The 16446-nt window shown below is 53.8% G+C and carries 11 protein-coding genes; 7 read left to right on the top strand and 4 right to left on the bottom strand.

Translation table 11 applies throughout. The features are described from left to right. The first annotated feature begins 97 nt into the window (after window positions 1–97). From OSO_RS0110250 to OSO_RS47740, 7 genes are all read left to right on the top strand, one after another. Complete coding sequence (locus tag OSO_RS0110250) at window positions 98–3286, top strand: PVC-type heme-binding CxxCH protein (protein WP_010583285.1); 3189 nt, start codon at window positions 98–100, stop codon at window positions 3284–3286. A 1044-nt stretch (window positions 3287–4330) separates the two neighbouring features. Continuing rightward, window positions 4331–4825: a sigma factor gene (locus OSO_RS0110230; protein WP_202799928.1), complete on the top strand. Its 495-nt coding sequence runs from the start codon at window positions 4331–4333 to the stop codon at window positions 4823–4825. Beyond that, window positions 4822–5712, top strand: a complete 891-nt coding sequence (locus OSO_RS0110225) for a TlpA family protein disulfide reductase (RefSeq protein WP_010583283.1) — start codon at window positions 4822–4824, stop codon at window positions 5710–5712. Before OSO_RS0110230 ends, OSO_RS0110225 begins: the two co-directional genes overlap by 4 nt. Before the next feature lie 277 nt (window positions 5713–5989). Beyond that, complete coding sequence (locus OSO_RS42930; protein WP_010583282.1) at window positions 5990–7081, top strand: redoxin domain-containing protein; 1092 nt, start codon at window positions 5990–5992, stop codon at window positions 7079–7081. 119 nt (window positions 7082–7200) lie between these two features. Next, window positions 7201–7749, top strand: a complete 549-nt coding sequence (locus OSO_RS0110215; protein WP_157605132.1) for a TlpA family protein disulfide reductase — start codon at window positions 7201–7203, stop codon at window positions 7747–7749. Window positions 7750–8199: 450 nt separating this feature from the next. Further along, the gene (locus OSO_RS0110205) at window positions 8200–8652 is read left to right on the top strand and encodes a VOC family protein (protein WP_010583280.1); all 453 of its coding nucleotides are present in this window, start codon (window positions 8200–8202) and stop codon (window positions 8650–8652) included. A gap of 192 nt (window positions 8653–8844) precedes the next feature. Further along, window positions 8845–9648, top strand: a complete 804-nt coding sequence (locus OSO_RS47740) for a leucine-rich repeat domain-containing protein (protein WP_010583279.1) — start codon at window positions 8845–8847, stop codon at window positions 9646–9648. 212 nt (window positions 9649–9860) lie between these two features. On the opposite strand, the gene OSO_RS0110190 is transcribed toward OSO_RS47740, so the two are convergent. The 4 genes from OSO_RS0110190 to OSO_RS0110175 form a co-directional block, all read right to left on the bottom strand. After that, window positions 9861–11534 (bottom strand): tetratricopeptide repeat-containing sulfotransferase family protein, encoded by a 1674-nt coding sequence (locus OSO_RS0110190; RefSeq protein ID WP_162130527.1) that lies wholly within the window; start codon window positions 11532–11534, stop codon window positions 9861–9863. Window positions 11535–11878: 344 nt separating this feature from the next. Beyond that, complete coding sequence (locus tag OSO_RS0110185; protein ID WP_010583276.1) at window positions 11879–12940, bottom strand: DUF1559 domain-containing protein; 1062 nt, start codon at window positions 12938–12940, stop codon at window positions 11879–11881. A gap of 329 nt (window positions 12941–13269) precedes the next feature. Beyond that, window positions 13270–14889, bottom strand: coding sequence for a nitrilase-related carbon-nitrogen hydrolase (locus tag OSO_RS0110180; RefSeq protein WP_010583275.1), 1620 nt, complete (start codon window positions 14887–14889; stop codon window positions 13270–13272). Between the two features lie 109 nt (window positions 14890–14998). Then, window positions 14999–16093 (bottom strand): hypothetical protein, encoded by a 1095-nt coding sequence (locus OSO_RS0110175; protein WP_157605131.1) that lies wholly within the window; start codon window positions 16091–16093, stop codon window positions 14999–15001. Window positions 16094–16446 lie beyond the last annotated feature (353 nt).

Raw genomic sequence — 16446 nt, 5'->3', positions numbered from 1 at the left:
GCCTTCCGTTGCGTCGGTTTTCTCGTCAGATTGGAAAGAGTAAGCTTCTGATTCGTGGTTGTGATCGGGCCGGTTCTGTTGATGAAGGAATTGTCTGATGGTTTGCGTTTCTGCAATCCGTGTTGATTACGCCTTGGTAGTCAGCCTGCTATTTCTTGGTGCTACAGGCAATACGCCTGCGGCCGAAGTTCAACTGAACGGGCACACGTTCACATTGCCCGATGGCTTCGAGATCGAAGCGGTTGCCGCCGCGCCGCTGGTCAACCGGCCGATCACCGCCGATTTTGACGAACGGGGACGGCTGTATGTCGCCGATTCGTCGGGATCGAATGACAAGCCTGCCAAGCAACTGGAAGAACGTACTCATCGCATTGTCCGGTTGGAAGACACCGATGGCGACGGGCGGTTCGACAAATCGGTGGTGTTTGCCGACAAGATGATGTTTCCCGAAGGGACGCTGTGGTACGACGGCTCGCTCTATGTTTCCGCGCCACCCAGCATTTGGAAACTGACGGATACCGACGGTGACGGCGTGGCGGACCAGCGCGTGGAATGGTTCGAAGGAAAAACGCTGACCGGATGCGCCAACGACCTGCACGGTCCGTATCTCGGTCTGGACGGCTGGATCTATTGGTGTAAAGGGGCGTTTGCCGAGCAAACCTATTTGCAACTTCCGAAAGCGGTGCGGACAAGCTCTGATCCGAAAGACGCGACCGTGAAGCTCGAGCCGCGAACACTGGTCTCGAAAGCCGCCCACATTTTTCGCCGCAAAGCCGATGGCACAGGAATTGTCGAATCTGTCATGGCGGGCGGGATGGACAACCCGGTTGATGTGGCGTTCATGCCTACGGGCGAACGGATCTTTACCACGACGTTCCTGCAGCATCCCGGCGGCGGTTTGCGCGATGGTTTGATTCATGCGATTTATGGCGGCGTCTATGGGAAAAATCATGGTGTCATCAATTCTCATCCACGAACTGGCGAGCTGATGCCATCGCTCGTCCACATGGGACCGGCAGCACCCTGCGGATTGACGTGTTATGAATCGGCCGTATTCGGCAATGACTATCGAGACAACTTGTTTGCCTGTCAGTTCAACATGCACAAGGTCTCACGACATGTGCTCGAGCCGGAAGGCGCATCCTACAAGCCCACGACAACCGATTTTCTGGTTTCGTCGAATTTGGATTTCCATCCGACGGACATTCAAGAAGATGCCGACGGCAGCCTGGTGGTTTGTGACACGGGTGGCTGGTACACGATGTGTTGCCCGACATCGCAGTTGACCAAGCCCGATATCCTGGGCGCGATTTACCGCGTTCGTCGCATCGGCGCTGTGCGTGTCGCCGATGCGCGCGGTCAGAAGCTCGATTGGAAAGGGCCTTCAACGGCGGAACTGGTGTCGCGACTGGCCGACTCACGCCCGGCGGTTGTGACGAGTGCGATTCAGTTGCTGGCCAAGCAAGGCGTCGTCGCGATTCCGGAACTGACGAAGGCTGTCAAAGATTCGAAGAATCCTGACGTCCGCCGCAATGCCGTGTGGACGTTGACTCGCATCGAGCATCCCCAGGCCCGGACGCTGGTCCGAAATGCTATCAGTGACCCCCAATTGACGGTGAGGTTGGCCGCGTTGAATTCAGTCAGCTTGTGGCGAGATCAAGATGCCCTCTCATCGCTGACAACGTGCCTGGGTGACGACTCACTGCAGATCCGTCGGGTCGCCGCCGAGGCACTGGGACGGCTGGAAAGTGAACTTGCGATTCCTCGCTTACTGGAACTGGCCGCAAAACTTCCTTCTGATCGCATTCTGGAACACTCGGTAACCTATGCCCTGATCGAGATCGGCAAGTCGCTTGAGCTACCGACGGCACCCGCTCTGAATAAACCGGTTTCTCCTTCATTGCAGCGGGTTGTCGCGATTGCCAACGATCAAATGCCTGGAGGGAAGGTTGATCCACAGCAGGTCGTGCCCTGGCTGACGTCGAAAGAGCCGTTGCTGAAGGAGACGGCCCTTTGGCTAGTGGGGCGTCACGCCGATTGGGGTGACGCACTGGCAGGATACCTGCGATTCCGTTTGCAATCACCCGGCCTTTCCGAGGACGAGCAGCTAGAGCTGGTCCGCCAGTTGGCCCAGTTCGCGGGTGATGCGTCGATCCAACAACTGATCGCCAGCCATGTGGCGGCGTCGGTGCCGGGGGGGACCAAAGATTCGCGCCGCATCGTGCTGGAAGCAATGCGCACGTCGGCACTGAAAGAAATGCCGATTGGCTGGATCGAACCTCTGACGGGTGTATTGATCGAAAGCGATGCGGCATTGGTTCCGATTGCAATCGGAACTGTACGAGCCATTCCGATCAAGGGGGCCACTGATGACCTGAGAGTGGCGCTCCTAAAGATCGCCAGCAACCATGCGCTGTCGGAACCGGTTCGTGTCGAAGCGTTGGCCGCGATTCCCGATGGCGTTGCATTGCCGGCCGCGGAGCACTTCCAGTTGCTGGCGGATAGCTTGCGCGAAGAAGCGAGTGTCAGCACGCGATCGGCGGCCGTTGAAGCATTCGTGAAGTCGAAGCTGGATACGACACCGTTGGCGATGCTGGTGGATTCAATTCCGCTGGTGGGGCCGCTGGAATTGAATCGGTTGCTCAGTGCCTTCGAGCACTGTACGGACGAAGGGATCGGCATGAAGCTGATTGCCGCGTTGAAGCGTTCGCCCGTGCTCACCAGTCTGCGCGTCGATGCGGTGAAGCTGAAGCTGGCGAAGTTTCCGACGTCGGTTCAAGCCGCTGCGGAAGAACTTTATACCGCCATCAATGTTGAGGCTGGTCGTCAGCAGGAAAAGCTGAATGAAATGATGGCGTCGTTGTCAGAGGGCGATATTCGCCGTGGTCAACTGGTCTTCAACAGCCAGAAGGCCGCTTGCTCGGCTTGCCACGCGATGGGTTATATGGGCGGAAATATTGGCCCAGATTTGTCTCGAATCGGCAAGATCCGCACCGAGCGCGATCTGCTCGAAGCGGTTGTCTTCCCCAGTGTCAGTTTCGTGCGAAGTTATGAGCCGATCCTGGTACTGACGCAATCGGGAAAACAATTCAACGGACTGATCCGCAAAGAGTCGCCTGATGAAATTACGCTCGCGACGGGCGCGAAAGAAGAGGTTCGAATTCTGCGATCCGACATCGAAGAGATTCGGCCCAGCACAGTGTCGATCATGCCAGCCGGTTTGGACACGCAGTTGACGAAGCAACAGATCGCGGACCTGATCGCCTTTTTGAAGGCGAAGCAATAGGCGAGCTGTCGGCTGCGGCAGATACGGATTCGTATGCCTGGAATTGTCGGGAAGGAAGGTTCGATCTTCCGTGGCGATGCGGCGATGCCTACAAAAAACGGCTCGGCACGATGTCATCCGCCGTGGCCCGAAGTGGCTTTTTTTGAATTAAATTTTCAATGATCGAAAGCCAGCCAAAAATTTGATCGTCTTGATCGCTTTGCACGCCTTGTTCTCGATTGCCTTATTTGTCAACGACTTAAGTGTGCTCATTCATCTCGCTCGTTGATGAGCATGATGAGCAACATCTCATTCTTTGGAGTGGCCGATGTTTCGGGCGAACGGCATGACCGTGTCTCGGTGCTCGCTGTGCTCCGAGGCACACTTCTGTCGAAGTCACACTGGTCCGATCAGCGTTGAAGAACTCCATTGGTCATTCCTTTCAGGCGTTGGCGCGGATTGGGGTTTGTTCTCAACCATTCCCGGCACCCGTCTCGTGATTTGTACGAACGGCTGAGGTTCGAGAACGTACGCGGACGTTCAACCGGCATTGATCTTACGATCTGGGCCGAACTTGTCAGGACCAACTCGGTCCAATGTTCCAAACGTTTAGAAGACACGTTTGCCGGTGGGTATTGCATGGGACTGCGCCGAACAGCCTGATGAAGTAAGGGGGACAGGCACCTTGGCGTTTACAATATTATGGCGGTTTTTCATCTCACCGGAGCCAGTCCCCGTTACTTCAACAACCTGCTAAACGATTCCTGTCTTGCATTCAGCAGCCTTCATTTGCTGCAGAATCCGGCCCGTCCTCTGGTTCAGTAGGCTGTCATGCCAGTATCCGGTGGATATTGAACCATCGCGACGTCATGAAGTCTGTGAACAGAATCTTTGAAAAAGGGCCCGGTCAATTTCGCGATCGGCAGACATATGATGTTGATGACTCGCATTTTTTATGCTCATACGAAGCGCTCGATCGGACTGACTAACAATGGTCGTTGAGGCCTGATTCTCGTGACCGAGCCCCCCTTAATTTCGAACGCGAACGTTCGTCACGAAGAATTCGTGACGCTGTTGACGGCATCGCACGACAAACTGCTCGGATATCTGATGTCGTTGTTGGGGCGGTGGCACGACGCGCAAGATGTTTTGCAGTCTTCCAGTCTGTTGATGTGGAGGAAGTTCGAGACCTATGAGGCGGGCAGCAATTTCGTGGCGTGGGCCAGTACGATTTGCTTTTATGAGGCGAAGAACTTTCAACGTCTGGCGGGGCGGTCCCCGTTGATGTTCGATGATGACTTACTCGCGACGTTGGCATCGGAACGACTTGTCGACCTCGACATGCAGGGGCGACGGATCACGGCCCTCGAGCAGTGCCTCAACGAAGTCGGGCCTGCAGGACGAGAACTCTTGCGAATCGCCTATGCAGAACACGGTGGGATCGCCGATTTGGCGACACGACTTCAACGAGCTCCGCGCACGCTTTACAACAAGTTGACGATTCTTCGGCGCCGTTTGACCGAGTGCGTGCAACGTCGCCTTCAGGAAGGGGCCCTATGACTTCCGATCAACAAAGTCGGCTGTTGGAGATGTTTGCGGCCTGCTTATTGCCGACCGCTTCGAAGGCGGAGCACCAGGAGCTGCAAGACGTTCTGAGAGCGGATGCGGAAGCTCGAAGTTTGTGGTTCCTGCATCAGGACCTGGAGCTGGGGCTGAAATGCCTGACTCAGATTCCGATCGACTCAGGGGAACATGCGAGAGAGCGTGGTGGCACCCAAACAGACGTGGTGGGAGCCACTGGTGTTCCGCTGCCTGTCCGAGACAACAATTCGGCGCGACGTGCATCGGGATCGCGATCAATGATGGCGATGACAGCCGTGGTTGTCGCGAGTCTCTCTGCGATGGTAGCGATGGGCGTTCACCTATGGGACCGATCATCAGATTCTTCTCGCAATGTTGGAAGCACTTTTGCAACCAACCGAACGCGTGATCTTGTCGTGGAGTCGCCGACTGATGGCACCACGTTTACGCTGTCGGATCAGAAGGCGAAGTTGATCGCGCTTCATTTTTTGTTGAAGTCTGAATGTCCCTTTTGCCTCAAGTTGACACACGATTATGGTCAGCTTTCGAAGCTCAGTCCCGATGTGGTGCATCTGTTTCTCAAGCCCGACAGTCCCGATGAAATCAAAATCTGGGCCGCGAAGATTAGTCAAGAAGGCTTGGAGAATCCTCCCGTCATTTATCGCGACCCAGACGCTCGACTTGCCAAAGAATTTGGAATTCCCGATGGGTACGAGTTTCACGGACAGACTGTACATTACCCCGCACTCGTGCTACTCGATCGTTCTGGTCAGGAACTGTTTCGCTACGTGGGTAAAAACAATTCAGACCGGATGATGCCGGATGCATTTCACTCCGTCGTCGCGACGGTCACACAACATCAGTAGCCGCGAATCGCAATTCGAGCTTCACTCACGGAGTCACTCTTCACGGTTCAGGGCCCAAGGCCGCCCCGTGATCATCGGCAACGCCTCGGTTGGTTGCAAAAGCCCCGCGCATGGTCATGTACCGTCTGCGATGAAAATACGTCCGTCCCCAACATGTGAATGGTTTACGTTTGGTGAAATGCGAGGGGAACGCACGTTGGCTTTCCTAATGGCAAGGCAGTCCTGAATCTCAGACTGCATCTGCTGCCTTGCTCGAATCAATTGTGAGATCCTGTCCATGAATGCATTCAGTCGACTTGTGTCTGCCGGCGGATTACTGCTCGTCATTCAAGGACTCATCGCTGCTCAGGACGCGGAGAGTCCGTATGGGAATCTGGTTCCGCAGTACTTGCTTGGTCTCGTCCATGCGCCGGAAGTGCACAAAGAATTGAAGCTGACCGACCAGCAGGTTGATGATCTGGAAGCGTTGCTTCGCACCGTGGATGCAAGGTGGTTTCCGGCCCGCATCTTGCCGACCGACCAGCAAAGGGCGGTGATACGCGAATTGGAGTCACAAGTCTGGGCATGGTTCGACCGTGCCGCAACGGACGTTCAACGGCAACGGCTGAAGCAACTGGAGTGCTACGCTCAAGGCAGCAGGGTGCTGTTGCGAAGCGATATCGCAAAGCGCATTGATGTGCAATCGGCGCAGCAACAGAAGCTGGCCCTTTTGGCGCGCGCCACCGACGAATCGAATCTCGCTCTCACCAATACTCAGTTCGGCGATCCCAAGATCAAGGGATTGCAGGATCGAGCAAATAAAGCGACCCGGGCCGAGCGCGAAGGGATGGCCAAGATCATACGACCTGAACAATGGAAGACGTTGAAGTCATTACTCGGTGATCCGTTTGATCCAACCCGACTGACGCGTATCTATGCGATGGCTCCTGAATTTGTCCCCGTCGAAAATTGGATCAACTCTTCGCCAATGACAATGCGGGAACTACGAGGCAAGGTCGTTCTGGTCCACTTCTATGCATTTCAGTGTCACAACTGTCACGCCAACTTTGAAATCTACCGGCGATGGCACAAGGATTTGGTGGCCAAGGGGGTTGTCGTGGTCGGAATCCAAACGCCTGAAACGAGTCGCGAGCGCGATGCCGATGCGGTGAAGACCGCTGCCCGCGAACGCGATTTGACATTTCCCATCATGATTGACCTCGCCTCCGAAAACTGGAAGGCCTGGGGAAACACGATGTGGCCATGCGTGTACGTTGTGGACAAGCACGGGTACATCCGACTTTGGTGGCCCGGTGAATTGAATTGGAAAGGTGCGACGGGAGACAAAACCATCGAAAAAGCCGTCGACAAGCTGTTGGCGGAAGATTGATGTCCACTCATCGAGTTCACTCTGGTCGTCCCGGGATGCGCTGGACTTCGGGGCAATCGGGATTTGGAATCACGCATCGAGTTTCAAGCACTGCCTTTGGTACAGAAACGAAAATCACCATGTTGACAACAAACACTCAGCGTTCCGCAGTATTCCTTTTTGTCTCGTTGGTGGCCGTCGCCGTCCATGCTGAAGGGATAAAAGACGTGACGCTCGAATCACCGACGCACGGCACAACGTTGACGCTGTCAGAGCAGAAGGGCAAAGTGATCGTGCTTCACTTCTTGCTGAAGACGGAGTGCCCCTACTGCCTCAAATACACGCGCGAGTACGCGAAGTTGGCAGGCAGCAATCACGACGTTCTGCATCTGTTTCTCAAACCCGACAGTGTTGACGAGATCAAGGCATGGTCCCTCAAGCTGGGACCTCAAGATCTGAAGGATCTTCCGGTGATTTATCGCGATCCGGACGCCCGGTTAGCGACACAACTCGGCATACCGGATGGTTACAAGTTTCATGGCGAGACCGTCCATTTTCCGGCACTCGTGGTCCTCGATTCCGCTGGTCAGGAATTGTTTCGCTATGTGGGGAAGAACAATAGCGACCGCATGAAACCGGATGATTTCAGCGCGAAGTTGAAGTCCGCGATGAAGAATCAAGCGAAATAGGAGAGTTCCGCAGAAGAACACGGCATCGGGGCGGTTGTGTGTTCGTTATTGTCGTCGTCACGATGATTTCATCGTCGTTCATCAATCCGGAAAACTGTCCATCCCAGTGGCAGAGCAATCGCGAACCATCGATCTGAGCCACCAGAGTTTCGATCACGTCGCGAACGCCAATACGGTTGGACTCGAACGCTGCTGACAAATTAGGAGCCGGTTGAAGCAACGGGAACTGGCTCCGATTAGATAAAAAACACCATGGTGTCTTGAATGCCATGGTGCCTGTCCACCTTACTCCAACAGGCTGCTGGCATGCCTCAAAGAGTCAGTACTCAAAAAAGGCATCCCCGCAGTCTCAACGACTTGAATACGAATGTCTCCTTGATATCGTCGCCTGATTGTGCGTGGATTGAAATGTTGCACGCGCAATGAAAAAGGTGTTTTCAGGGAGATACGATGACTGTCAAACGCATGGACAACGTTGGGATTGTGGTCGAAGACATTGACGCTGCCATCGAGTTTTACACCGAACTTGGCCTTAAGCTCGAAGGACGCGCCCCAATCGAAGGAGATTGGGCAGATGGGGTCACTGGATTGCGCCGCATGCGCGTCGAAATTGCGATGATGCGTACGCCGGACGGGCACAGTCGGATCGAGTTGTCTCGATTCCTCGCGCCGCCCGTGGTCGCCGATCACCGAACCGCTCCAGTCAACGCTCTCGGTTACCTGCGCGTCATGTTCACCGTAGAGGACCTTGATGATATGCTCGTGCGGCTGGCCAAGCGAGGCGCGCGGGTCGTCGGCGAAGTGGTTCAGTACGAAGACATCTATCGGCTTTGCTACATTCGCGGTCCGGAAGGGATTCTGATTGGGCTCGCCCAAGAGTTGCGGCAGCAAACATCTCAGTAGGCGCATTCTCAAGTGACCGTTTGGCGACTGAGCAGCGGACCGTTCTTGAAAATATTCGGGTTCATGAAACTCAGGCAATCTCATGGTGCTGTTGCTGACACTTGGAGTGTTCTGTCTCTATGATGGGCCGAATGCCTGCGTCGGTCGACGTGCGAACGATGCCCATATTGAGTCCAACGGGAGCGTGAGGTCATGGATGAGGTCTCTCGTCGACCAGCCAATACTCGAAGATTTCTTCGCTCCTATTTGGGGTGGATCGTTTTGACGTTGATGCTCATCGCGGTGATCCAGAGTTATATCCTTTGGGCGTTTGTGAGTTCGTTTCAAGACGAGCGGCGGATTGCAGCGAAAATTGAATCGCTGGGTGGACGGGTGGAGTTTCGTTTCACCGGACCAATGTGGGTTCCCAAGTCGATCCGAAGTCACGGCGGTGTGACCAGTATCTCGTTGACAACGACGGATCGTCCACTGCCTGCTGAGTTGCTTTCCGAAATCGGGACTTTGAAGGAGCTCAAAACTCTCTGGCTGCTCGGGCCGCAAGTCACAGATGTGGCTGTCGAGAAACTGGTTGGAATGAAAAATCTCACGGGACTATATCTGGGCTACAGCCAACTCAGCGACCGTGGAATTGAGCACCTGAAAGGGCTATCCGGTCTTGAATGGATATTCCTCATCCAGACCCAGGTTGGCGACAAAACTTGCGACATTCTTCAAGGACTGCCGAACCTCAAGTCCATCGCACTCAACGACACCAATGTCACTGATGCAGGGGTCAAGAAATTGAAGGCGTTGGGCGACCTTCAGTATCTCGGTTTAGCTGGCACCGATGTTTCCGATGATGGCCTGAAGTATTTGATAGAGATGAAGGCTCTTAAGAGACTCGATATTGGCAACACGCTGATCAGCGACGAAGGTCAGGCTGCAATTCGGAAAGGAATGACGAGTTGCACCATCGATGCTGGTTCTGTCTCGAAGCGGAAGAGTGCAGGACAATGAGTCTCGACGGGATGATTCTTGAAGTTAAAAAAGGCACCGTAATGGAAGTCATTCGTTCCATTCAGAAAATTTTTCTGCGTGTTGGGCGATCTGCGATTACTTACTCCGTTTCCGTCCAAGGCGATCGTAAAGGTCTGGCACGCGATCAGGATCGATACGCCCAATTCAAACCGGTGTTCGTCAATGACCATGTTTGACGAAGAGCGCTGCGGTTAACCGGTGTAAGGCGAATGTGTTTGAGCTGTTTTCAGATTGGAATTGGTTGAAATGGATGTCCACTCGCTTTCGAGTTGAATCAGTGGGCCGAGAAATTCTCGGTAAGCCTCAGATCGATTGACTGACGTTTGATAGATGGGGGTTCGAACCTGCCAGCGACTGCCCGTTCGGACGGACGTGGGAGCCAGGTGATATTGCAAGCATGCCTCTTGAAACTCGACACCGATAAAGTTGCAGGCGTTTCTGATGCTGGCCTCTGGAGCGGATACGAGATCCTCGTAACAAAGATTCAGAATCGATCCAGTGGGGAGGACATCGTTCCAGTGGCGTATCATTCGCCAATAGAGGCGAAAGACAGACGCCAAATTTTCGAGGTCCATTGTGTAGTCAAGACCTCGAAAGTTCTGCTGAAAACAGGAAAGTCCGACATCGACCGGATTTCTCTGGCAGTTGATGAATTTCGTTTTGGGAAACAGGATTTTGATGATGCCAATCTCGAAGACGTCTTCGGGCAGTTTCGTGACCACACGATCACAATTCCCGGCAACATGCCGAATTCGAGCAAGGATCGATTTCCATGTTTGTTGAATCACTGGCGGCGTGAGCCGCTGACAACATTCTGGATAGCCCTTTCTTGTCTTGAGCATCCGGGGAAGCGTTCGAGTCAACCGCCAGAAATCGGTCCTTTCGCCCAGCGGTTGAATGTGCGAATGAGCACCAAGAATTTGCTCTGTCAACGTGGTACCAGATCTTGGCATTCCGACAATACAGATCAAGATGTCGTCCTGGCAGCCGTACTGCGAGAATTCGTCGATCAGTTTTCGGGTGAAGACATTGCACCGCGCATCGACGCCAGCGGCTTTCTCGTCGATGCTGGGGGCCGTCGTGGCCGCTGCCCGAAGCTGATTCGCGATCATCCAATGAGCCATCGCGGCTCCCGGATCGCCACAATGGCTATGAACAAGTCCCAATGCAAAATGAAGATTGGACTTGTGGTTGACGGGGATCGAACAATCGGTCGTCATTCGCCGGATCTTGCTGACGATCGGATCCGTCATTTCCAGGTTCTTGCGGGATTCAACCAGGCAAAAGTGGGCACCCGTGTCGTTTGGTTCAAGTTCAATGATTTGTTCGTACAGTTCCGCGGCCTCCCTTCTGCCAGCGTCTGAGAGTGTCGTTGCGGCGGCGGCAAGCATGCGCATCTTCGAGCTTCGATGCGATAGCCGCGCAGCCGCTGCTTGATAGTGCTTCACCGACTCATCAACGTCTCCTCGGAGGCGAAAGAGGTCTCCATAAGTCGCCCAGGTGAGCGGTGAATCGGGAGACAGCTCTTTCGCCAATGTCAGATAGCGCATGGCTTCGGCGAATTCTTCGAGCCCCAAGTGAAGCACTGCAATGCGGCCGTAATACTTTTCAATACCGGCCAATTCATCAATCTCATTGGGTTGGATCGCCTTTCTCGTCAACGCTTCGTCACCGATCCGCATGGCTGCGCGGGCTAACCAGATTCGTAAAAAGAGCATCTGAGGTGCAAATGCGACGAGCTTGCTGAGGATTGTGAGTGCCAAGTCATGCTGGCCGTTTCGATAGAGTTTCCACGAGATCCGTAGCGATGCGACAATCAGGCACCGTTTCCAACGTTCCGTTCGTACATGGCGAGATCTGTGCATCCGCTTGCTGTGTTCTGTGGCATGCGATCGCGACTCGTGGCAAGTTCGATGATTCAGCAATCTGTTGTCTTTGACCATATCGCTTCCTCAGATGATCGCCATAAGGGTTTGTGTTGGCGGCAACAATTGGGAATACGCGGCAAAGAACGCCTCGTTCGCTCAATCTGTGCGCTGTCACGAGACTCCCCATTCGCGACCCACCAGAGATTCGCGATGAGGCACCCGATTTTCAAACCTCAACTTGGGACGACCGTGGTTGAAGGACTCTGACGCAACCCCAACGCCTTCCGCGATTCTCCCGTCCAGCTCCCGCCACCCGACCCTCCACTATCCGTCGCGACGAGTCATTGGTGGTTTCGATCGTGAAGTTGAATCCACGTATTCGTATCAATGCTGTCGGCAAGCGCATGCACCGATCCGTCAAGGAATAGTGCGTTAACGAATCCGCCATGCATGCTTCTTGCGCTTGCAATCCAATTCACGGGAATGATGGAGTGATCACAGGGCATTCCGATCCGGTCAAGTTCTGTCTGAGAGAATTGCAATGTGAGGGCCGTACACGAATCGATTCCATCTCCCAACAATTTCGTGTTTGGACCTTTGCGGTTGATTAACGTCGCGCTGGCGCCTGCCATTCCGAGGCTCCACGTTCCACGTGGATCGATTGCACTGATGCCTGCACGTAATTCATCGATCGCAACAAATGTGGACAGACCCGATGTGAAGTCACGCAAACGGAATGAGTAGTTTACACCACCGCAACCGCTGCCGAAGACGGTGGCGCAGGTGTTGAGGAAGTCGTTTGAATCCGTTTGAAAGCCATTGACGCACCTTGGATTTGCAGCGAAACACTGATTGCCTCCAACGTTCATCCCGTAGTTTCCTCGAGCGTATGTGTGTCCGAGAACTCCGACGTTCAAAGCCCTTTCATAGGGGGTTGCGTTGAAGCTATCAGATGGGCATAGCATCGCTGACAGGCGCGTTGTGCGGGCGGACAAATTGGTGACATCGTCCATCGGCAGGTTCAAATCAAAAGAGTTGTACAAGTTGACTTGATCGATGTGAGGTAGAAGTGACACGGCCCAATTGGAGTAAATACGATCAGGTTCGGAATTGGGAGAGATCCCTTGTGCAACTCGATCGAATGCACCAACCGGAAACGATCCCGCACCATACGGTTCACCCCGTCCACTCCAAATCACGGCAGGAGGAAGTCGCGAGTGAACCTCATGGTAGTTATGAAGTGCCAGGCCAAGTTGCTTCAGATTATTTCGACACTGGAGACCCCTTGCCGCCTCCCGCGAACGCTGTATGGCGGGCAAGAAGAGTCCAACCAAAAGCGTGATCAATGAAACGGCGACCAAGAGTTCTACGATTGTGAACCCACGCCTTGAGTGTTGAGTCATGATGACGCCTTTTTGTGGCAATCCTGGGTGCAGCGAGCTACTGCACCATTCGTCGCTGCCAATATATGAACAATCGTGTCTACCAAGGATCAGTGTGAGGTGGCGACTCGCGATGAGCGAATGGATTCACAATGTGTGTTGCTTGAACGTATTTCAGTAACCGTTCACACGCCTGGGACTGGCCCATTTTTTCCCGCGGCAAAGGGCAGGCTGGCCCTATTTGATGCACAGTGGATTTCAATCGAGCCGGGGAAATGTGCCTGCCCCCCTCTCTTCGGGCTGTGAGCGGTTACCGTATTTCAAAACTGTTGAATTGAGTTATGACATCGCTATTGCCAATGACGAATTGGTTGGCCTAATTGCCTGTGTGTGTCAGTGTGGTCGCTTCGCAAGACGCCTTCGATGGGCCCAAGCCGAGCGACGATTTTGCCTCGCGGATCGATGATCGCGCTGCCGGTCCATGTGGAGCAGATGAGATTCCATGTCCTTGTTTCGACCGCTCGATACCGACATGCTTGAATCTGACATTCGATCAACTCAGGGTCAGCAGATGTGTCTCCGTCGTACAGGATATGCACGATCGCATCAAAATGGTTGCCGGTGCGATATTGGGGCAACCATGGAATCAGCGACTCGTAGCAGACACTCGCTGCAAATGTTCTGATTTCTCCTTCACGAGTCTCAAGCTGGAACGAGCGAAAACGCCGGCCTGGGCTGAAGGGCCTTTTCGGGGTGATCGGCTGAGGGAGGATTTGTAATCCCGATCGATTGTCAAGAAATGCAGGGACGGCCTCTTTGAATGGGACCAGAACCAGTTTTTCATGGGTTGAGATCCGCGATCGAGCGGAAACGAGACATGCGCAATTGAAGCGATGACGTTCTGCTACGTTCAGTCCGTATTTCGATGTCGTTGTTGGCTTTCGGACGGGCGCGCCGATCAGGCACGCGGCTCCGTAGCGGGGCTGAAAGTTGCGCCCAAATTCGAGAAGCGACAATTCATCCGCTCTCGCAGCAGCAATGCAGTTTTCAAGTGCGACGCCGTTTAATAAATCGTCGGAGTCAGGTGCCTCGAAAAGAGTTTCACTGATTGAGGCTTCTGGCCAAACCACCAAATCGACGGGGCCGTCGGAATCGATGCTTTGGACGGTAAGTTCATCAAGTGTGGGCCACAATTCATGACCGGAGTTGATTGGATTCAGTTTATGGGGTTGGACGAGCATCACCGAGAACGCCAAGGCGTCGTACTTCACGTGATTCTCGATCAGATTCCCAATCATGCACGAGCCCAGTGTCAGGCATACTCCCACGAAAGGCATCCGCCATTGAAGTACGAGTCTTTCAGATCGATCCAGAACCCAAAAACAGTTGATCAAAACGATTCCGGCGGTCACTCCAATCTGAGTGAGCGACGTGGCAAACTGGATCAAGGGGGTGTCCGCGGCTGCGATCGATAAGCTCAAAAGCGGCCAACCGATCCCATATCGCGCATAGAGGATCTCCCCGATTGCAAATGCGCCGGACGAAACTGCCGCACTGAGGGCGACCGGCAGCGATTCTGTCCAAAAGACCGCCAATGCGAGAATGACAAATTGGAAACCGACCTGGCTGCTTGCCACCAAATGGATGAGCTCGCCCCATACCGGGAACTGTGCTCGAACAAAATCGGTCGCGATCCATGCAATCGCGAATCCAATGAACAAGGCCTCAATGACGATCCTTTCGAGTCGAGGACGGCAAACTCGGCCCCGCCAGATCCATACGAGTGGCGAAAGACAAATCCAAAATGTCGGACATTGGTGCGGCGGAAGGGCGACGATCGTCAAGGCGATTGATGCAAAAGCCAGCATCCGGCGAGATGCGCCGTGAACGGCCATCGCAACCAGCAGAAGGCTCGCGCACGACATCGCACCGTAGACAACGAAGCACCAAAATAGAATCGATGCGGACACGATATTCGCACCCCACGTCGGATCGACCGAGTGATGCCTGAAGGGCTGTCTTGCATGCGTGAAGGTGTCGACAAGACGTTGCCGGATTCCTGGTATTGGCCTCATTCTGTCACCGTGTCGCCGCAGTCATTCCATGGCCGACATTGTGAGTTGGCCTGAACGTCCTGTCGCCGCGCCGTCTCTTTCGAAGGAACATCGCGAATGCAATCAGAACACCGGCAATCATCAGGCACCACACCCACACGCCAACGACCCGGTGTGTAAATCGCGGTTCAGGCAGTCCATAGTGGTGAAGGTAGAATGCCTCTTTGGCCTCGTCACCCGATAAATCGATTAGTGACTTGAAGCATAACACGGACGTTGGATCGTTTTTGGGAATCAATCGATGCTCAACCGAAGATGGCAATCCGATGACACCCCCGATGGTACCGATCTTGATGGTTGTATGATGTTTGTTATTGGTGGAAACTTGTGTTGCTTCGTACTCTGTCATAGCCCAGCCGTTCGCCGGATCGAGGATCATGTATGCGTCCGAGAACTTGTGCGCTGGGTCATTTTCGCCCGAGCTGCAATCGAATTCCACGCGAACGCAAGATGTTCCCTCGCGATCGACGTTGAAGACTTTATGAATGACAAAATCGGGCCTATGCACCAGTTCGTTGAGAGGCTCGGTGAGAAAGTACCAAGTGGCCATGGGGATGGCCCGGGCAATCGCTGCATTGAACTGCACGTTCTTTTTCGATTCCTCGGTCATCGCATCGATCGGCTCAAGATAGTCGATAACATAAGGGGCATCGCTTCTGGAACGTCCGATATGAAACGCATACGAGTCGTTCTGGGCCGCTATGTACTCGATATCATGGCGTCCTTTCTTTCCGATCTTTGTCCCTTTGTGCATCGTAAATTTGCCACGAACCGAGGTATGAACTTTTTCAATTCTGTGAAAGTCTTCTTTATTTCTGCGCAGGCTTTTGATTTCGGATTCTCTTGCGGCTGAAATCGATTCCCATGCCTTCTCCGTCACGCAGTTAGATTGGAACGTGAATGTCGCTTTCTCTAACTCCTTTGCTTTCTCTTCGATGGCGTTGAGAAAGCGGCGTCCGAGAGCTGGGTCATTCTCCTGTCCAAATACGGTCAATGTTCCTCCGAGTATGATCGACGATCCCGCGACAACCAGTTGCAACAGCAACTTTACATGTGCCATTTCGCACCTGCCCCTGTCAGAGAATTGATTGTCGATCTTGAACGTCACAACGACATCGATCTTATCGCTTGCGAATTGGCGTCGTGCCGGTGCAAGATCACGAATATATTGAGTTCCAGCAGACCAGTGCTGTTCGATAAATACTGTCAAAGATCATAAATGCGAAGCGCGGTCGAGCGAGTTCATTTGACGAAGGCCATGTCGTCTCAGTTTGCCAAGCGACCGCCACGACTGCGCTTCGCTTTTAATGCGACCGCTTAAACGTCAACGGTGATTTATCGGAAAAAATGGACTTCTTCAGCCCGACAGCAGGTTGAAAGCGAGTGTGATGCGGCCCCATTGCAGCATGGGCA

Source organism: Schlesneria paludicola DSM 18645 (genome assembly GCF_000255655.1).
Classification (GTDB): domain Bacteria; phylum Planctomycetota; class Planctomycetia; order Planctomycetales; family Planctomycetaceae; genus Schlesneria; species Schlesneria paludicola.
Note: the sequence above shows the minus strand (reverse complement) of the source record. Positions and strands in the feature narration are given on the sequence as shown.